At 34.2% G+C, this 19,502-nt stretch carries 15 protein-coding genes and 1 riboswitch; of the genes, 3 read left to right on the forward strand and 12 right to left on the reverse strand.

The window, feature by feature from the left end; genetic code table 11:
• Nucleotides 1-61: 61 nt before the first annotated feature.
• The 5 genes from DM447_RS14715 to DM447_RS14735 all read right to left on the reverse strand — a co-directional run bounded on the left by DM447_RS14715 (nt 62) and on the right by DM447_RS14735 (nt 8,056).
• Nucleotides 62-1,756 carry an FAD-dependent oxidoreductase gene (locus DM447_RS14715; RefSeq protein ID WP_112181942.1) on the reverse strand — a complete coding sequence of 565 codons (1,695 nt, stop codon included), beginning with the start codon at nt 1,754-1,756 and terminating at the stop codon, nt 62-64.
• Nucleotides 1,757-2,129: 373 nt separating this feature from the next.
• Nucleotides 2,130-2,672 (reverse strand): NADPH-dependent FMN reductase, encoded by a 543-nt coding sequence (locus tag DM447_RS14720; RefSeq protein WP_112181943.1) that lies wholly within the window; start codon nt 2,670-2,672, stop codon nt 2,130-2,132.
• 137 nt (nt 2,673-2,809) lie between these two features.
• Complete coding sequence (locus DM447_RS14725; protein ID WP_112181944.1) at nt 2,810-3,793, reverse strand: Gfo/Idh/MocA family protein; 984 nt, start codon at nt 3,791-3,793, stop codon at nt 2,810-2,812.
• 666 nt (nt 3,794-4,459) lie between these two features.
• Nucleotides 4,460-6,394 (reverse strand): ATP-dependent DNA helicase, encoded by a 1,935-nt coding sequence (locus DM447_RS14730; protein ID WP_112181945.1) that lies wholly within the window; start codon nt 6,392-6,394, stop codon nt 4,460-4,462.
• A gap of 219 nt (nt 6,395-6,613) precedes the next feature.
• Nucleotides 6,614-8,056 carry a DEAD/DEAH box helicase gene (locus DM447_RS14735; RefSeq protein WP_112181946.1) on the reverse strand — a complete coding sequence of 481 codons (1,443 nt, stop codon included), beginning with the start codon at nt 8,054-8,056 and terminating at the stop codon, nt 6,614-6,616.
• Between the two features lie 357 nt (nt 8,057-8,413).
• On the opposite strand from DM447_RS14735, the gene DM447_RS14740 reads away from it, so the two are divergent.
• Complete coding sequence (locus DM447_RS14740; RefSeq protein ID WP_112181947.1) at nt 8,414-9,421, forward strand: Rpn family recombination-promoting nuclease/putative transposase; 1,008 nt, start codon at nt 8,414-8,416, stop codon at nt 9,419-9,421.
• 38 nt (nt 9,422-9,459) lie between these two features.
• Here the strand turns inward: DM447_RS14740 and DM447_RS14745 are convergent, their stop codons facing one another.
• On the reverse strand, nt 9,460-10,875 hold the full coding sequence (locus DM447_RS14745; protein ID WP_112181948.1) for a hypothetical protein: 1,416 nt from the start codon (nt 10,873-10,875) through the stop codon (nt 9,460-9,462).
• A gap of 670 nt (nt 10,876-11,545) precedes the next feature.
• Between DM447_RS14745 and DM447_RS14750 the strand changes: the two genes are divergently transcribed.
• Complete coding sequence (locus DM447_RS14750; protein WP_198663137.1) at nt 11,546-11,776, forward strand: hypothetical protein; 231 nt, start codon at nt 11,546-11,548, stop codon at nt 11,774-11,776.
• 83 nt (nt 11,777-11,859) lie between these two features.
• On the opposite strand, the gene DM447_RS14755 is transcribed toward DM447_RS14750, so the two are convergent.
• From DM447_RS14755 to pxpB, 6 genes are all read right to left on the reverse strand, one after another.
• On the reverse strand, nt 11,860-12,717 hold the full coding sequence (locus tag DM447_RS14755; protein ID WP_112181950.1) for an aldose epimerase family protein: 858 nt from the start codon (nt 12,715-12,717) through the stop codon (nt 11,860-11,862).
• Nucleotides 12,718-12,920: 203 nt separating this feature from the next.
• Complete coding sequence (locus tag DM447_RS14760; protein WP_332871739.1) at nt 12,921-14,234, reverse strand: hemolysin family protein; 1,314 nt, start codon at nt 14,232-14,234, stop codon at nt 12,921-12,923.
• A gap of 224 nt (nt 14,235-14,458) precedes the next feature.
• Nucleotides 14,459-15,562: a methionine biosynthesis PLP-dependent protein gene (locus DM447_RS14765; RefSeq protein WP_112181952.1), complete on the reverse strand. Its 1,104-nt coding sequence runs from the start codon at nt 15,560-15,562 to the stop codon at nt 14,459-14,461.
• Nucleotides 15,563-15,642: 80 nt separating this feature from the next.
• Nucleotides 15,643-15,754: riboswitch (SAM riboswitch) on the reverse strand.
• 99 nt (nt 15,755-15,853) lie between these two features.
• Complete coding sequence (locus tag DM447_RS14770) at nt 15,854-16,621, reverse strand: LamB/YcsF family protein (protein WP_112181953.1); 768 nt, start codon at nt 16,619-16,621, stop codon at nt 15,854-15,856.
• Nucleotides 16,621-17,634: a 5-oxoprolinase subunit C family protein gene (locus tag DM447_RS14775; RefSeq protein ID WP_112181954.1), complete on the reverse strand. Its 1,014-nt coding sequence runs from the start codon at nt 17,632-17,634 to the stop codon at nt 16,621-16,623. The genes DM447_RS14770 and DM447_RS14775 overlap by 1 nt, the downstream gene beginning before the upstream one ends.
• The gene (gene pxpB / locus DM447_RS14780; protein ID WP_112181955.1) at nt 17,631-18,350 is read right to left on the reverse strand and encodes a 5-oxoprolinase subunit PxpB; all 720 of its coding nucleotides are present in this window, start codon (nt 18,348-18,350) and stop codon (nt 17,631-17,633) included. The genes DM447_RS14775 and pxpB overlap by 4 nt, the downstream gene beginning before the upstream one ends.
• 186 nt (nt 18,351-18,536) lie before the next feature.
• On the opposite strand from pxpB, the gene DM447_RS14785 reads away from it, so the two are divergent.
• Nucleotides 18,537-19,472: an NADP-dependent oxidoreductase gene (locus DM447_RS14785; protein ID WP_112181956.1), complete on the forward strand. Its 936-nt coding sequence runs from the start codon at nt 18,537-18,539 to the stop codon at nt 19,470-19,472.
• Nucleotides 19,473-19,502 lie beyond the last annotated feature (30 nt).

The raw sequence follows: 19,502 nt of genomic DNA on the forward strand, positions 1-19,502 counted from the left end.
TACCAAAACTTGTTAGTTAAACTAAGAAACTAGTACGCTTCTAGTTTCCTAGTTTACCAACTTACTTAAAGTTATATTCCGTTACAATTGGTTTCCGGTTTTTAGATTGATCATTAAAATATTCATATAAAGAAATCCCTAAAAATGAACCCGAAACATTATAAATATTGCTATAGCCTAAATTATTTAACGTTGTTACTGCATTATAACTACGTTGACCAGAACGACAATGTATATATACCGGCTGATCTTTCGGTATCTCATCCAAACGATTTCTGAATTCGCTTAAAGGAATATTTTTTGCATGTAATAAATGTCCTGCTTCAAATTCGTTCCTTTCACGCACATCAATAATAAAGGCATTATTCTCTATTAAATCTCTCATATCTGAAACTTTCACTTGTTTGACATTACCATTTAGTATATTTAAACCTACCAATGCTGCAAAATTAACCACATCTTTCGCTGTACCATAAACTGGTGAATATACAAGTTCTAACTCTTTTAAATCCTCCAAGTTACCATTCATCATAATCATCGTTGCGATTACATCTATTCGCTTATCGACATTTCCTTTACCAATTGCTTGTGCACCTAAAATTCTTCCAGTCGGTACTTCAAATAATAATTTAAAATGCATTACATTACTTTTGGGCATAATACCTACTTTATCTGATGGAATCACATAAACAAAATCATAATCTACGTTCGCTGCTTGCGCCATTTTTTCATTAATACCCGTTGATACAGCATTAAAATCAAATATTTTAATTACTGAAGAACCTATTACACCTGTATTGCGATGTGGAATTCCATACATATGATCCGCAGCCGCACGTGCTTGACGTTGTGCAGGTCCAGCTAATGCTAAGCGTGTTTTTTTATGTGTAATCTTATGATGCACTTCAATTGCATCCCCTACTGCATAAATATCATTGTCTGTAGTCACATAATTATGATTAACTTTTATACCACCCGTAACACCAATTGCAAGGTCTGCTTTTTTTGCCAACGTGGTTTCTGGACGTACACCTATCGCCATTATAACTGCCTGTGCATTAATTTTCTTTCCTGATTGTAAATAAATTACTTTTTCTCTCACTTTTTCAATTCCATCATTCAAAACAAGATTGATCCCTTTCTCTAACATTTCTTTGTGTAAGATTTGGACCATATCATAATCAAAAGATGTCATCACTTGCTCTTGTGCCTCTATTAGTGAAACTTTTTTACCAGCACGTACTAAGTTTTCTGCTACTTCTATACCAATAAATCCGCCTCCAATGACGACAACATCTTCTATTCCTTTTTGTTTCACATAATTATTTAATTTTTCAATATCCACAACATTTCGAACTGTAAAAACGTGGTTACTCGCTATGCCATCTAGTGTTGGTATAATTGGATTTGCACCTGGAGAAAGCACCAGCTTATCATAAGCTTCTTCATATATTTTACCCGTTTGAATATTTTTTATTGTTATTGTTTTTTTTGTTCGGTTTATTTTTATTACTTTACTATTTGTTCTCGCTTCAATTTTATATTGTGCATCAAACTTGCCTGGATTCATTAATATCAAACGTTGACTATCTTCAATTTCACCACTCAAATGATATGGTAAGGAACAGTTTGAAAACGAAACATGCGGGCCTTTTTCAAACATTACAATTTCAGCTTCTTCATCTAAACGTCGAATGCGGGCTGCTACAGATGCACCACCTGCAACGCCACCTATAATTAATATACGTTTGCCCATCTCTTATTCCTCCTATATTCACAATAGCTATTACATATTTCTTATTATACATATAGGGGTATGTGTATTCAATGAAAAAGTTCAGTATTCACAAAAAATACACATCTCCATTTTCCTAAATATGCGTAATAAAATAATAGGTACGTTTTATAACAACTAGCTATATACAAATGAATTACATTATTCGCATTCAATAAATAGTTGAATGGAATTTTTCACTTAACAGCTATGCGTCTATTGAGGAACGAAGTAAACAGTTAGGAAAGAAAGTATAAATCAAATGAAAGTGGCATTAAAAAATCTTAATAAAGATAAGAGGTTCGATCCCCTTATCTTTATTAAGATTTTCAATTTGATTGTAGTAATTGACGAATTACTTTTTATCATGCAATCCTTTTTGTAAATTTATCATTTCTTCTGCAAGCTTTTGAATTCTATCAGATACATTAGGATCTATAATTTCATTTACTTCATTAAAAGAGTCATCATGACTAAAGACATTTATTGTTGGGACTAATCCCTTAAAGTAAGAAAGAATTGGCTTTAACTGATATTCGGAAACCAGAAAATGACTAGCCGATCCAGCTGTGGTTACCATTCCCGTTACTTTTCCTTTGAAAGCATCTATAGGTAGATGGTCTAGTAGATTTTTTAATGCTCCGGATATTGATGCTTGATATATTGGTGAACCTATTACGAGAAAGTCTGCCGATATAATCTTGTTTACCACTTTAAATGTATCTGCATTATAATATGCCAAGGGCGATCCATCGACAAATTCAATATCATAATCTCTTAAATCTATTAATTCTGTTTCTATCTTTTCATCAAATTCCTTTGCTGCCGATAAGACTTCATGAACGAGAACATTTGTCTTCCACCCAGCTAGCGAACCTGATATTCCTACGAGTTTCATAAGTATTCCTTCCTTTCCTTACATGTACAGTCAAACATTTATTTGAAATGGTTTTGGACTTATTATAACACGTAGATTTTTTAGTTAAAAAAGTTTCACCTCAATACAAGATGAAACTTTGCAAAACTATTTTCAGATTACTCAAATGGGTATCTTAATTCCCACTGATCCCGTATTCTATCCATCAGTTTCATGATCTCATGTGATTGATCTAGCGAGATTACATCACTTTCCAATCGTCCATTTTCCAGCAAACGACCGACTTCTTCTGCTTCAAATTTATAACCAGAGGACGTACGGTCATCAACAAATGACTCAACCTCTTCTTTATCTACATGTAAATGTGCTTCGTGCGCATTCAAAAATGATGGGATTCGGATATAACCTTTTGTTCCATGAATAGTAGCTTCATTTGTTAAACTTAGACGAATTGCTCCGTTTAAGCTAGCCGTTTTCCCATTCTGATACTTTAATAGCATAGAAAATCTTTCATCGACACCTGTTTCGCCAATTTCAACTGTACTCATTATTTTTTCAGGATTAGCTCCAAAAACCATGGATGCAAATGATACGGGATAGATTCCAGCATCAAGTAATGCTCCCCCGCCAAGTTTTGGATTTAACAAACGCCATTCTGGATCCCATGGTGCACGAAAACCAAAGTCAGCTTTGACTAATTGAACCTCTCCAATTTTATCATCATCCAACCATTCCCTTACTTTTTGAATTGCTGGTAAGAATCGTGTCCACATTGCTTCCATTAGAAAAAGTTGCTTCTCGCGAGCGAATATGATTAACTCTTCTAATTCTGCTGTGTTTACAGTAAATGGTTTTTCACATAATACCGCCTTTCCTGCACGTAAACATGTTAGAACATTTTCTTTATGATAGGGATGTGGTGTTGCAACATAGATAACATCAACATCAGGGTCTTCTGCTAATTCCTGATAAGATCCATAGGCAATTGATGCGCCATGTTCATCTGCAAATTTTTTCGCGTGTTCCAGATTCCTTGATCCAACTGCATAGCATTCCCCGTTATCTACATAAGCTAAATCTTTGGCAAATGTCGCTGCAATTCCACCCGTTGCTAAGATACCCCACTTCAATTTATTAGTCATACCATTACTCCCCTCAATATGATTTCGCTTACATAATACCTTATCTACTACTTTACCACAAATATACAAAAACTGTTTTATGAAATATAGTTACAATTAGAAAAAATACATAATCACCATATAACATTTCCTTACATCGGAATTACCATCAACTGCGACGTAACGTTTTGGTCTTACTCGCTACGTCAGCAAATGCTTTCCCTTTCCACGGGCACGGCCTCAGCTAACTTAGTAAAGCATAGAACGCTTTACTAAGTGGATCTTCGGCTCGCGCTGTTCCCGTAGGAGTGTCAAGCATTTGCTTCCTTCGCTAGTGGAACTATTTTTAAGCGTAAGACAGAATTAATCGAAACATTTTCAAGAGACTAATGATTAATGTGTTTATTTGTAGTTCATAAAATATTTAAAGCAAAACTAGCGGAGCAATTGAAATGGGTGAGACTCCTGTGGGAACAGCGAATGTTTTTGATGGGATGAGTAATCGCAATCCCACGGGCTGAAGATCCACTCGGAAAGCGAGCCCATTTCACTGTGGAGCGGGTAAGATCTTCTGTTATGTAACAATTTCTCTCTGTTGTAACTGGTAAACAGAGAAACAATTCATAAAAAGAGCATATAAAAAAACAGATGAAGGTCTCTGTAGGAGTAGCTTCATCTGTTTGCTTTTTAAATCCACTGTATAGTAACTGGTAATAATTTTTCAATTGCTTGAAGGTCTGTCAGTTTTTGTTCTTCTGTCATTAGTATTCGGATAATCCCTTCATCATCACTCGTTCTAATTAAACGGCCAATTCCTTGTCTAATACGCAACATCATATAAGGATAATCTACTTCATTTAATGAATCTGAAGCATGATTTCGTTTCGCTTGAAAGACAGGATCCTGTGGTGGAAATGGTAAAGAAGCAATAATAACTTGGTTTAAAGCTTCTCCAGGAACATCTAAACCTTCCCAAAGGTTGTAAGAACATAAAACAGAAGCAATGTCTGTTTGAAAATACTTAACTGATTCACTTATTTCTCGATCACCTTCATAAATAATTGGAAAGTCAAATGACTTTTCTTCTGCCCATTCACGAAATTGATTCATTTCAAAGAGAGAAGAGAAAAGCACTAACGATTGTCCATTGTTTTTAATTAGGCCTTCACCTAGTGTTGTCCACTTTTCTTCCAAGTTTATTTCTGAGACAATGTGACCCTTAATCTCCATTTTCTTTTCATAATCAAATGGTGAGTCAACCGTAAAGGATTCAAATGCTTTAATTCCTAAACTCTTAGCGATATAAGAAAAATCACCTGCTTGCGCTAACGTCGCTGATGAGAACACAAATGGTATCTTTTGCGAGAATACATCCTCACCTAAAATGTCTTCGACTAATCGTGGCATGATAACAAATGAAGTATCAGAATCACTTTCTTCTAACCAAAATATCCCTTGATCATCCTTTAATAAAATCGATAAACCATAAGAATAAAACTCCAAATATTCTTCAATGATCTTTACGTGATACGGATCAATTGTAAATAACTCGGAATCAAATACTAGTTGCTCAAGTAATTGTGCTACTTTATCATCTAAAGTTTTGATTAGTTTTAACATTTCAGTTGATAATGGTACTTCTTTTCGATTCGATCCTTTTACCATTTTTGCTGATGCACTAAGAGATTGGAACCATTCGTCATTTAACGTGATAATGTCCTCTACTAAATAAAGTGATTCTTCCCGAACATCTTGACTCATATAGCCTGTCAATATTGACTGTAATGTCTCCGCGTGGAAACGATACGTCAAACCTTTTTGTGCGGCGAATTCCAGTAAATGTCCTTCGTCAAAGACAACACAACTAGCCTCTGGAAGTAATGGCATCTGCTCTTCTCGTTTACGAGATTCTTTCGTCCAAATGTGTTCCATATAAAAGTCATGGGAACAGATAATTAAGTCTGTTGCGTGTCGATAATAATCCCGATTTAAAGTTTGTCCACTACGATGACGCCATTCACATGTAGAACATTGTTGAATTGGATCCCATGCAATTTCTTTCCATTTCTCGTTTGACACCCACGGATACTCTTTACGATCTCCATACCTTTCAAAGGACTGCATAGAAGAGCCTTGCTCAAATACAAAATCCGGAATATCCTCATGCACTTTTAAGATATCTTCATCATCGGTTTCATTCGCTAAAGGATCTAACTTTCTCATACAGACATATTGTTCACGTGCTTTAGCCAAACGAACATCAACAGTTAAATCTAAAGCCTTTTCAAGTTTTTCAATATCGCCATTTTTTTTCACTAATTGCTCAATTAATGTTTCATCTGCACAAGAAATAATTGCTGGCTTTCTCATATATCTTGCGTAACAAATTGCATATAGTAAATAAACAAATGTTTTACCTGTCCCTACACCTGCTTCAGCAAAAACCGTGCTTTTATTTTTAAATGTATTTTCAATTTGATAAGCCATATAAATTTGTTCGTCACGAAGTTCATATCCTTGCTCAGGTAATATATCATAAAATACATCCCCGATATAATCGCCTAATCGATCAAAGAAGTTTTCTTCTTTAGAAATTGTGAATGGAAGTGATTGCTGTTTCAATTATATTTCTCCTTTATACATAATACATACTATAGTTTGCACAGTATTCTTAATAATAACAGATAATGCACAGACTTGCGCTCCTTTTTAACTAATTGCAGTTAAAAATTAAAAAAGCTACCCTAAAGAGTCGAAATTCAACCTTTCAGGGTAGCTTTTTTAATTACCACTATTCATTTTATTACTGTCTTTCGAAATTAAAATTTTTTTATTATATTACTATTTATTTGCTTCGTGTACTTTTAATTGCTTTCCTTTTATAGTAGTATGCCTCATTTCTTTTAACACAAGAGGTCCTTTACCATTTAAGATTTCTACGTAAGATAATGTTTGTTCAATCGTTATGATCCCAATGTCATCAGCAGTTACACCGTCAATCTTAGCTATCGTCCCTACAAAATCTACTGCCCTTATTTTCTTTTTCTTTCCACCATTAAAATAAAGCTTCATGATATGTTTATTAAGTTTTTCGCTTTTATCTGTTTTTAACTTCGGTTTTGTTTCAATTTTACGCTTAAAAGCAGTTCTTAACTTATCAACCTCTGCTGTCAAAGGTGCTTCAACTCTTGTAATCGGAGTATGAGTATATGCTTCGATTTCGATTAAAAACTTCTCTTCATACAACGTCATAAATGTGATGGCTTTGCCCGTTTTACCAGCTCGTCCTGTCCGTCCAATCCGATGAACATAACTTTCTTTTTCTAAAGGCATATCATAATTAACAACGAGAGAAACGTTCTCAACATCAATCCCTCTAGCAGCTACATCAGTAGCCACTAAATAACGAAACTCGCCTCGCTTAAATGCCTTCATTACAGCAAAACGGTCATCCTGATCAAGTCCACCATGAAGTTTATCACATGGATAATCAAGATTTTGAAGTTGTTTCGTTACAAATTCAACTTGCTCTTGTGTTCGACAAAATACAAGACAACTGTCTGGATTTTCAACAATTGTGATATCCTGTAAGCGTGCTAGTTTTTCTTCATTCGTTACTTCTATTACCTGTTGTGTAATTCGATCAGCTACATTACCCTTTGCTTTAATTTCAATTTGTGTTGGTTCATTCATGTATTTATAACAAAGTCTTTCTACATCTTCTGGCAATGTTGCTGAGAATACACTCGTCACTCGTTTTTTAGGAAGTGTTTCAATAATCGCAGCTACTTGTTCGATAAAACCCATATTTAACATTTCATCCGCTTCATCAATGATTAAATAGTTTACTTGGTCAACTATCATGGTTCCTTTATCAATATGATCCAGGACACGTCCAGGTGTACCAACTACCACATGCGATTTTTGCTTCAATTCCGTTTTTTGCTTATCAAAAGGCTGCTTACCATAAACGGCTGTTGCTTTAATTCGTTTGAATCGCCCTATATTTGTGATGTCCTCTTTCACTTGTTGAGCAAGTTCACGAGTAGGTGTCAAAACCAATGCTTGTGGTTTATTCTCAAGCCAGTCAACTTTCTCACAAAGCGGAATTGCAAATGACGCCGTTTTTCCACTACCTGTTTGAGACTTAACAACAAGATCCTTATTTTCTAGCGCAGTTGGAATAACTTTTTGTTGTACTTCTGTTGGTGTATCGTAATGTAAATCTGTAAGTGCACGAAGAATTTCATCACTTAAATTATAGTCATTAAAAGATATAGTCATCGGGTTACTCCAATCATTTTTTGCTTTCTTCTCTCACTCTATTGTGAAAAGATTCTATTTACAAGCTTTTTCTCTACTTTACCCAAAACAACTACGAGAATCCACTCCATTATTGTCTATAGCATATAATTTCAGTCACAAAAACGACTAGACATTTTAATCCGAATTTTTTTGTTAAATTTATAATATCTCAATAATTATCGATTCTCTATCCACGTTTAACAACAGTACTTTCCATTTTTTCATTATATTTTAATCTATAAACTTCCATTTTGACAAGTTGTTTTTGTGATTAAATTATCTGATAATAATGGAAAGTTAGATGAAATATATTATAATATAGAGGAGTAAACTACATTGGATTCTCGTAAAAATCAACATGATGTAGGCTATAAATACTTACTATCAACTAAACGATTTTTTTTGCAATTAATTGCATCATTTGTCAGTCGTGATTGGGTAACTGATATGAAGGAAGTTGACATCGAACGTATTGACAAATCTTATATTTCACAAGATTTCCAACAAAAAGAAGCCGATATTGTCTACAAATTAAAACACAGGAAAAATCAAGATGTTATTTTTTACGTATTACTTGAATTACAATCAACCCTTGATCAACAGATGCCGTATCGTCTCTTAGTTTATATGAATGAAATTTGGCGAGATATCCTGAAGAATGAACACCAATCTAAATTAAAAAAGGCTTTTAAACTACCAGTTATTATTCCAATTGTCTTATATAATGGTAAGAATAACTGGACTGCACCAACAGAATTTAAAGAAAAATTGGATCAGGCTCATTTATTTCAAGATGAAGTGTTAAACTTTAAATATATTTTACTTGATATTAATCGTTACCAAAAAAAGGATTTACTACAACTCTCCAATTTGATCAGTACTATTTTTATTTTCGATCAGCATATAACGAATAATGAAGAGATCTATACACGGTTAAGGGAAACCATGCATATTTTAAAAAAACTAGATGTAGAAGAATTTAATCATTTTAAAAATTGGTTAGAAAAGATCTTTATTAATAGGTTACCCCTTAGCTATCATACTCAAATTCATACGATTATTTCAAAAGCAAACCATCAGGAGGTGGATAAAATGATATCAAATTTTGAGGAAGGTTTAAAACGTTTTATTGAAGAGTCTCAACAAAAAGCGATAGCAAAGGGACTACAAGAAGGATTGGAAAAAGGGCTGGAACAAGGACTGGAACAAGGGCTAGGCAGGGGACAAAAACAAAAAGCAATTGAAATTGCAAAAGCATTAGTAAACAAGAAAATGGCCACGCATGATATAGCTGATGTGACTGGGTTGTCTATCAAAGAAGTGGAGAAACTAGATAGAGAATAAGGTTGTTTACTACTAAAAGTTCCATTTTATTCTCTAGTCTAGTGCATAAAATACCACATTACTTGTATATATCCCTGTACTAAAATGTAAAATGCTATAGCATAACTCCAATTAAATATAATTCCATTCTTAACAATACTTAATTTATTGGTTGAACTCAAAATAATAACGGGTAATACGACAGGTGACAATATAACCGAGATGACACTACCAGATGTCATTGCTAAGACAACTAATTCAGCAGGATAAACCAAGTTAACATTTTCTAATATCCCAGCAACTAAAACAATGACTGTTAATGGGCCTAGTCCTAAAAAGCCTAGTATGATTGCCATGAATGGGACTATCGTTAAAAAATTAACAAATGGTATTGTTTCTTCTACATAAAACAATCCATCAATCAAGTAATTACCAACCCCAGAATTATTCACCGCATAAATTAACATTCCAGCAGCTAACAGTAAACTAAATTGTTGTGATTTCTGACCAACATCTTTTTTAATGTACGTCTTCATTTCAGCGAAAAATCTTTTGGGGCGTTTTTTTAAGATGAAATAGCCAAATGTCCAAACAACAATAATTGGTGGAATAATTGCTAGTAATCCCCATCCCATTATGATATGAATAATAAAAATTGTGCTAAACAACGAAAGAAACAAAACTGCAAATTCTATCACTAAACGCTTTGCATATTTTGCATCCAGTGCATGTGCCAAACGGCCTGTCATTTCTTCTTGTATTCCTAAAGTGAAATCCACCTGATAGCTTTTCTCTTTAAATGAAAGAAAAAGAACAGATAAAAAAATCCCTCCAAGAGATATAAGAAATCCCTGAATAATTGTCCATCCTAGTGACGCATCTAAATGATCCACTGCAAACGCAAAACTCGGTATGCTGATGACCCAAAGTGTTGTTAATGCAAACGAACGTAACAATGCAGTACCTTTAAAATATTCCCATGCTTCACTCGTCTTATCTTTTAGAAAATCATTGATAAATTGATACATCATTGGAATAGCACCAAATAACAAAAAATAAGAAATAACTTGATTAACGATCATTATACCAAAGTAGAATTTTTTGCTTGTGTTAAGTGAGCGCTGTGCAACTTGCATAATCGCATCAATATAACGTTCCTCACGTAATATCCAACTTATAATCGGAACAATTAAAAGAAGTGTAATTAAATTAGACATTTCACTAACACCATAAAGTAATAGGGAAGCAAACGAATTCATCGTAAACAACTGAATACTTAAAGCAATAAAAAAAAGAAAAAGTGGTACAGCAAGCGCTCTAATTGACAAGATTGCTAGAGAAAAAATTAGAATTACAACTCCTGTAATCCCTAAAATAATACTGCCTATTTCAGTTGCATTTATATATGTAACGTAATGCATCACCGCATAAATAATAATAGCTATTGTAAAACCGATTGAAGCAAATTGGCGCATCTCAAAAACTCCCTGTTTCTTATATGTAAATATACATAATCGCTTCTAATTACATAATACTTATTAAACATTATATTTCTATGTGCAGTTTTCAATCTGAACTTATTGATTGAATATTTTATATCTCATCTTGTTTAACTCTATCTATGTTACATTTTTCAATTACACCTTCTAATTTCTATTCGTTATTTTAACATAATTCTTTCTACATTCCCTAAATATATTTTGTAATCTTTTTTATATGCTACTTCATATTGATTCGCAACATACATGGTATCATGACGTCATCAACTTTACTGTGATTGGTAAGTTATGAAGGGCTTACACTTCTTTTGTGACTGATTTTAATACTTTATATAATCTGATCTAGTTGCATTTGTTATTTTAATATGTAATAAAGTTACTGAGAAGTATAGTGTTAAGTAGAAATTGAATATATCTTTTATACTTGCTAGATAAATATAACTTCTACCACTAAAACCATCCGCCAGTAGGTATTTGTTTAGATTTACTTATATGGATGTTTCACATATATATAATTTGTATTGCAACTATTATACTCCTTTCGACAATTTATTGGGAATTGTCTTGTGTTATTCTATCAAGAAAAATATAATAAATGTAATGTAATCTTATGTTTGCATATACATAATAAATTTCGGGGGTGAATATATTGAAAAATGCAGGTTTAGCAGCGGTTTTATCCTTTTTTGTAGCTGGATTAGGCCAAATCTATAATGGGCAAATTGGAAAAGGTGTCGGTTTTATTGTTGCGTACTTTATTTCTGGTTTACTTATGTTTGTCATTATAGGATTTATAACAACTCCTATACTTTGGATATGGGGAATGGTAGATGCCTATAAAGTTGCAACACGTAAAAATGAACAACATAGTAGATAACAAAATTTATATTGAGCACTTATAAGCATATATTTAAAGTAATACAACAAAAAATGAGTAGATCCTTGGATCCACTCATTTTTTTATATCACTTGGAACGATACCCACGTATCCAACGACTTAGTTGGTTCTATCATAATAAGTTCCTTTTTACGATTGAGTTCTCCTGTTTTAGCTGTCCAAGGCTCAATACAAATGAAGTCTTTATCTTTTTCAGTCCATAGAACCGTATATCGAAATTCAGTTGCCGTTTCCATATGTAAAGCTGTTTCTTCTATTTGAGCATCTAATTGGTGATGCTTATTCTCTAGGACAATAGCTTCTTTTAGACCTTCCATATCAATTTTCTCAGAGAATTTTTTTGTTATATCATCATTATAATCATAATAAGTCGTTGCATCTGTTTTCAATGATAGCTTCTTTGACTTCGTTTTAAAGTAAGGATGCAATCCGGGGTAAATAGGCATATCCTTTTTACCTAAGTTACGGTAAGTCTGGTGAATAAATAATTGATCTTGCTTTAATGTATATGTGAAAATCACTTCGAAATCGAAAGGAAAAACATCTTTCGTTCCAATACTACTTTCAAATAAAATAGAAATCGAAGCCTGTTCTTCATCATAGGTTGTTTCGATTACTTCCCATGGATGAATTCGTGCAAGACCATGGTTTGGCATCTCATATGATGTACCTTGCCAATCATACTTTCCTGATTCAAGTTGACCAGAAATTGGAAATAAGATTGGAATACCACCTCTTATATTTTGCTTTCTATCATACAATGTCTCTTTATTTAGATATAAATTTTCTTTACCATCAACACCATAACCTATAATAATACCGCCACGCTCTGGACAAACCGTTATCCAAGATGTATCATCTACATTGCTTATTCGGTACATTGTAAATGATTGTTCTTCATATGTTTCAATTTTATACATATTAGATAGCCCCTTAACCATTCAGAATGATTGATATATTTCTCTATATTAAACAACTCTATTATTATACTAAATATTGATACAGAATCCTATGATTTATTTAACACTATTCAGACTTTTTTTACTAGAAAAAAGTGCCAGCCATTTGAAATGACAAGCACTTTCTTTTCCAATATACGATTCATCAACACTTGCGGATAAACTTATTTCTCTTTTTCAATCATCACATGTACTTGTTCAATTCTTTTTTCTGAAACTTTTTCCACAGTAAATACTACTTTCTTATACTTAACACTAGCCTTTTGTTCTGGATCTGGAATATATCCGATTTCTCCAACTAGAAATCCATTTAACGTTTCATAATCATCTACTGGTAATTCAAGACTTAATTGATATTCAATATCGTAGAGATGTGTATTGCCTTCTATTATATATTCATGTGAAGAAATCTTTTGGATTTCTGTATTTTCATGATCTGATTCGCCATTTTCACTAGAAATATTACCAACAATCTCTTCAATTATATCTTCAATTGTAATCAATCCATCCGTCCCACCGTATTCATCCACAATTATTGCAGCATGAACATTATTTAGTTGCATATCTCTAAATATCGCATCAATTCGTTGTGTTTCCATAACAAAATACGGTTTACGTAAAATGTCTTTCAATCGAAATGATCCATTATCTTTCTCTATAAATTGAATCAAGTCCTTTGTATGCAGGATACCAATTACATCATCCATATTCTCTTTATAAATAGGAAAGCGCGTATACCTATGTGTATTAACAATTTCAACAATTTCCTTTAATGGTGTATCGATAGCTATCGCAATGATTTCTGTTCGATGTGTCATGATGTCAGAAACTTCTTTGTCATTGAATTCAAATATGTTATTAATCATTAATTTCTCATCTGAGTGAATGGTTCCTCTTTCTCCACCAATATCTACCATCATTCGGATTTCTTCTTCCGTTGCTTCTTCACTCACTGCATTTGGATCAATTCCAAATAGTCGTACGATTGTATTGGTAGAGAAGTTTAAAAATTTCACAACAGGTATACTAATTTTAAATAAAAGAGTTAATGGTTTTACCGCCATATAGGAAACTGCCTCTGTTTTTTGTAGTGCCAGTTGTTTTGGAACAAGCTCTCCAATAACTAAAGTAAAATAAGAAAGTAAAATGGTAATGAACACGACAGAAATTGTATTTAATAATCCCAATGTAATTGGGACACCTAATTCATATAACATTTCTGCAAGTGGCGTTGCAAATGTATCCGCAGCAAATGCACTTGCTAAAAATCCAGCTAATGTTATCCCAATTTGAATTGTAGCTAGAAATCGGCCTGGTTCAGCCAACAATTTATCGAGTAAAATTGCTTTTTTGTCTCCACGCTCCGCCAATCTTCTTATTTTATTATCATTTAAAGAAACTAATGCTATTTCCGAGGCTGCAAAAAATGCATTCACCACTATTAATACTGCCAAAATCAACAATGCAATTATCAACACTAACAACTCCCATGTATGTATATCTAACTTATCTATTCCCTTTATCCTAAACAATTACTACATCTAAACAACAATTTCTCAAAAAAAAGAGTGGTATTATTACCACCCTTTACGTTTACATATATTATACATTATCTTTGGTCTAGCCCAAAACTTCATTTACGATGGATAAATTTAAGACTCTCAAATCGAGCCTCGCCTAATTTAACGAAAATAACATTCACTTAATTTAATTGATCTAAACTATAAGTTAAATCATTAATTAAATCTTCACTATCTTCAATACCTACTGAAAAGCGTAATAAACGATTGTCTATTCCACGTCTTACACGTTCATCTTCAGGAATATCTGCATGAGTTTGCGTAGTTGGGTATGTAATAAAACTCTCTACACCCCCAAGACTTTCTGCAAAGGTGATAAGTTGTAAATTCTCTAGAAACGGTTCCACCCATGCACTTTCTCGAAGTCGAAAGGAGAGCATTCCACCTTTTCCACAATACAATACATCTTCAATTCGAGCATCAGTTTCTAAAAAGTTTGCAATTTTTTTGCCGTTCATTTGATGTTGTTTCATACGTAATCCTAAAGTTTTTAACCCTCTGATTAACAACCAAGCATCAAAAGAAGATAATACCGCACCTGCCGCATTATGAAGTGTAGCAATTCTTTCGCATAACGCTTCACCTTTTGCTACAATAAGACCCGCTAATACATCATTATGACCACCTATATATTTCGTTGCACTATGAATGACAATGTCTGCTCCAAGCTTTATCGGTTGCTGTAATACAGGTGTTAAAAATGTATTATCAACAATAAGTAATAGATTAAACTCTTTTGCTAAAGCCGCATAGTCTACAATATCAATCTCCTGCATCAATGGATTTGTTGGTGTTTCGATTAATATTGCCTTCGTATGCGGCGTAATACAACTTCTTACTTCTTCAACATCAGAAAAAGTCGCATACGTTGTTTTGATTTCATAAGCTTCTTGATACTGTTTAAGAATGCGATAAGTACCACCATATACATCTTCAGGAACTATCAATTCATCTCCTGTTCTGAATAATGATAAGACAAGTTGGATAGCTGCCATTCCAGAACTACAAGCAAATCCTTGATCGCCTTCTTCTAAATCAGCGATTCCTTCTTCTAATATCGAGCGTGTTGGATTCTTTGTTCTCGTATAATCATATCCTGTTGACTTTCCTAGTCCTTCATGTTGATAAGCTGTTGATAAATAAATCGGTGGACTTACAGCTCCTGTTAAAGGATCACTCTTATTACCAAGTTGCGCTAATTTTGTCTGCAGTTTTTTATCAGTCATGACCACGCCTCCTTTGCTTGATTTGAATATAAAAAAAGACCTTCTAAGAAGAAGGTCTTTTAAGATTTTAAAAGTCAGTCTTCTCATCTTCTAGACTATTTTCTAGTCTGTCTGGAATTAGCACCGGGCCATACGATATGGCTGGTTGCTGAGACATCAAAGGGCCAATCCCTCCGTCTCTCTTGATAAGAAATAAAATATAAAATTTTCCGAAAAATTTAACTTGTTGTCAGTTTAATGCATCCTTTGAAATAATGCAACACCTTTTTCCAACTATTCAAAAATTGTACACTATTTATGCGAACTGATTTTCTTCACTTTAATATTCGCTGTCGCTAATGCATCATGAATATGTATTACTAACGATAATGCTAAAGCACCATCCCCATGTATACAGATGGTTTCAGGATTAATGGGAAAGTCTATTTGTTGAATTGTCTTCACTTTATGTTTCTGTATCATTTGAATTACTTGCTTACTAGCAATGGCATGATCCGTGATCAAACTATTTGCCTCTTCCCTCGAAGTTAACGTACCATCTTGTTGATAGGTTCGATCCGCAAAAACCTCACTAGCAACCTGAAGTCCTATTTCCTCTCCAGCTTTAATTAATTCACTTCCAGCTAATCCAAACAAAATTAATTCTGGGCTAACATCGTATACTGCCTTAGCAATTGCATCTGCGAGTTCCCTATTTTTAGCAGCCATGTTGTAAAGGGCTCCATGTGGTTTTACGTGTTGAAGTAATCCGCCTTCTGCTGTTACAAATCCATTGAGAGCACCAATTTGATAAACAATTAGCTCGTATGCTTCTTCGGGGGAGATGACCATATTTCTTCTACCAAATCCAACTAAATCTCGTAAGCCTGGATGCGCTCCTATACCTACCTGATGTTCCAGTGCCAATTTAACCGTTTTACGCATAACAGCTGGATCTCCAGCATGAAAACCACAAGCAATGTTAGCCGACGTAATATATGGAAACAATGCTTCGTCCATCCCTTTTGTGTACGTTCCAAAACTTTCTCCCATATCACAATTTAAATCAACAACATCCATCATCTACACCTCCTAAGGTGTAATGCAATACCTATTTCCAATTGATTCATTAACTGTTCTCTTTCCATATATAGCTTTTGGGCCTTTGCCAATGTAATCCATTCGAATTTAACTTTATCCCCAGGTTTTGCTTGACTTAACAGTGGGATATCTATTGAAATAACTTCTCCAATTTTCGGATACCCTCCCGTTGTTTGACCGTCTGCGAGGAGCACAATTGGATTTCCATCTGAAGGAACCTGTATAGTACCCATTGTAACAGCTTCCGAAATTAATTCACTTGTATTATTTCTTTTTATTATTTCTCCTTTTAAACGGTAGCCCATTCGGTCAGAGTCAGCTAGTATCTTAAATGTTTTGTTAACAAAAGCTTGTTGACTTTCTTGCGAGAACCAATCATATTGCCTACCTTTTATAGCACGTATTCTGTTAGTTGAATTATTTTGGTCGAATAATAGTGGATCAAATGACCATTTTGCCTCTTCATAATCTGTCAACCTATGGGAAAAACGAGCTAATTCAGTTTCGAGCTTATTGTTATCAACCGTTTTACTCCCGATTAGCAATTGATCTCCCTTTCGTAATGCGCGACCTTGATGGCCACCAATACCCGCACGAAGATAAGTTGACTTACTTTTCATAATAGGATCTACCTGTATACCACCAGCAATAGCTAAATAGGCTCTACACCCCTGTTTAGCAGAACCAAAACGTAGAATACTTCCTGCTTTGACCAAAATTGGCCGATTATTATGTATTGGATTCCCGAATATAGTAGGTGATAAGTTCGCTCCACAAATTGAAATTAGCGTATCTTGTTGAAACTCAATAATCGGTCCTAATAAAGTGATTTCCAATGTTGCATGATTGACTTCATTTCCAACCAATAAATTTGCTACTCTGTGCGCGTATAAATCCATTGCTCCACTCGATATTACACCATATCTTTGAAAACCAAATCTACCCAAATCTTGTACACTTGTTAATAGACCAGGTTTGATAATATGGATCATAACCTCCCCTCCAAACGGTCATATTCGTCTTTGTTAATTGCTTTAAACCGCACTTTATCACCAGCTCGAAGTAGACTTGGTTTACTATTTTTCGGCTGAAATAATGCGAGTGGCGTTTTCCCAATAAGTTGCCATCCTCCAGGTGTTTCTAGTGGATAAATCCCCGTCTGTTGTCCAGCAATTCCAACCGTCCCAGCTGGTAAATTGAAACGAGGAGATTTCTTTCGAGGGGTAGCAATCTCACTTGACATGCCACCTATATAAGGAAATCCAGGAGCAAATCCGATCATATAGACCAAATAATTTCCCTTTGTATGGATATCTATAACGTCTTGCTCGTTGATGCAATGATGCTTTGCAACAAACCCTAAATCAGGACCAAATGTTCCACCGTAACAAACTGGTATTTCTATCTCTCTTTGGATCCCTTTATTTTCACTGGTCACGCTTGTAATAGCTTGTTCTATTTCTTGCTGAACAAATTGATAAGGTATCTTACTCCTATCGTTTATACCGTAATGTTTCATGACCTTAACTGGATCATACAAAACAGTAAGCGTTGTAAATGTAGGGATATATTCAACTAGCCAATTAAAAGAATTGCGTTCTAAATAATCCATTGCAGCCATTACCCTTACATGAATTTCTTCATCTATATGTTGGCCGAACTCTATTACAATTGTCTGATCTCCCAAAGGGGTAAAGGAAATATTCATATCGCACACCTCTGCTTACTAAAGTTACTTTTTTATTATTTTATCATTTCTTCCTCTTTCGCGCTTATCTATTTTTCCAGAAGTCCTATTTTGTTTGATCTATATAAGCATACTTTTTGCTTTTAATAGTAGGGTTTACTATACTATTCCATACTAAAGAAATACCAATAAAAGGAGCGTCTACTTATGAAAGCTATTGTAATAAATGAATATGGTGATAAGCGTGTTTTACAAGAAGAAGAAATTAGTAAGCCAGTAATTAAAGAGAACCAAGTATTAGTAGAAGTCCACGCAACTTCGATAAATCCAATTGATTGGAAGATGCGAGCAGGCTACCTGAAAGAAATGCTTGATTTTTCTTTTCCAATTATATTAGGTTGGGATGTTGCTGGTACAATAGTTGAAGTTGGAAGTCAGGTACAAAACTTTAAAATTGGTGACGAAGTATTTGCACGTCCAGACACAACAAATGAAGGAACTTATGCAGAATTTACGACAGTAGATGAAAATCTGTTAGCAAAAAAACCAAAAAACATCACATTTGAAGAAGCTGCTTCGGTTCCATTAGCGGGCCTAACAGCATGGCAGTGTCTTGTCGATTTCACGAAAGTACAAAAAGACGACAAGGTATTAATTCATGCAGGAGCTGGTGGTGTAGGTAGCCTTGCAATTCAAATTGCCAAGCATTTAGGTGCTTACGTTGCCACAACAGCTAGCGAGAAGAATGCAGCTTATATGAAAGAACTTGGGGCAGATCAAATTATCAACTATCAAACACAAGATTTTGCAGAGGAATTAAATAATTTTGATGTTGTTCTTGATACGATGGGTGGAGAAATCCTAAACAAAAGTTTCACAGTCTTGAAACCTAAAGGAAGACTTGTCACGATTGCAGGACAACCAGATCAAACATTGGCAGAAAAATATCAAATAGAAGCCTCTGGTTATTGGTTAAATCCTGATGGTAAGCAACTTAGTGAACTAGGCAAACTATTGGACAATGGCATTGTCAAGCCACAAGTTGGACATGTATTTGGATTTTCAGAAGAAGAAATGAAAGAAGCGCATGCACTAAGTGAAACGCATCACGCTAAAGGTAAAATTGTCATAAAAGTCAAATAAACCATTCGAGCCTCCGACAGTTTATCTTTG

Origin of the sequence: Paraliobacillus zengyii, assembly GCF_003268595.1 — a bacterium.
Lineage (GTDB): Bacteria > Bacillota > Bacilli > Bacillales > Amphibacillaceae > Paraliobacillus_A > Paraliobacillus_A zengyii.

Excerpts from the sequence above, each read along its gene's own strand:
- DM447_RS14755 (WP_112181950.1), bottom strand. The coding sequence starts at position 12,717 with ATGTATAAAATTGAAACATATGAAGAACAATCATTTACAATGTACCGA.
- DM447_RS14745 (WP_112181948.1), bottom strand. The coding sequence starts at position 10,875 with ATGCGCCAATTTGCTTCAATCGGTTTTACAATAGCTATTATTATTTAT.
- DM447_RS14765 (WP_112181952.1), bottom strand. The coding sequence starts at position 15,562 with ATGACTGATAAAAAACTGCAGACAAAATTAGCGCAACTTGGTAATAAG.
- DM447_RS14735 (WP_112181946.1), bottom strand. The coding sequence starts at position 8,056 with ATGACTATATCTTTTAATGACTATAATTTAAGTGATGAAATTCTTCGT.
- DM447_RS14715 (WP_112181942.1), bottom strand. The coding sequence starts at position 1,756 with ATGGGCAAACGTATATTAATTATAGGTGGCGTTGCAGGTGGTGCATCT.
- pxpB (WP_112181955.1), bottom strand. The coding sequence starts at position 18,350 with ATGAATATTTCCTTTACCCCTTTGGGAGATCAGACAATTGTAATAGAG.
- DM447_RS14785 (WP_112181956.1), top strand. The coding sequence starts at position 18,537 with ATGAAAGCTATTGTAATAAATGAATATGGTGATAAGCGTGTTTTACAA.
- DM447_RS14725 (WP_112181944.1), bottom strand. The coding sequence starts at position 3,793 with ATGACTAATAAATTGAAGTGGGGTATCTTAGCAACGGGTGGAATTGCA.
- DM447_RS14720 (WP_112181943.1), bottom strand. The coding sequence starts at position 2,672 with ATGAAACTCGTAGGAATATCAGGTTCGCTAGCTGGGTGGAAGACAAAT.
- DM447_RS14775 (WP_112181954.1), bottom strand. The coding sequence starts at position 17,634 with ATGATCCATATTATCAAACCTGGTCTATTAACAAGTGTACAAGATTTG.
- DM447_RS14770 (WP_112181953.1), bottom strand. The coding sequence starts at position 16,621 with ATGGATGTTGTTGATTTAAATTGTGATATGGGAGAAAGTTTTGGAACG.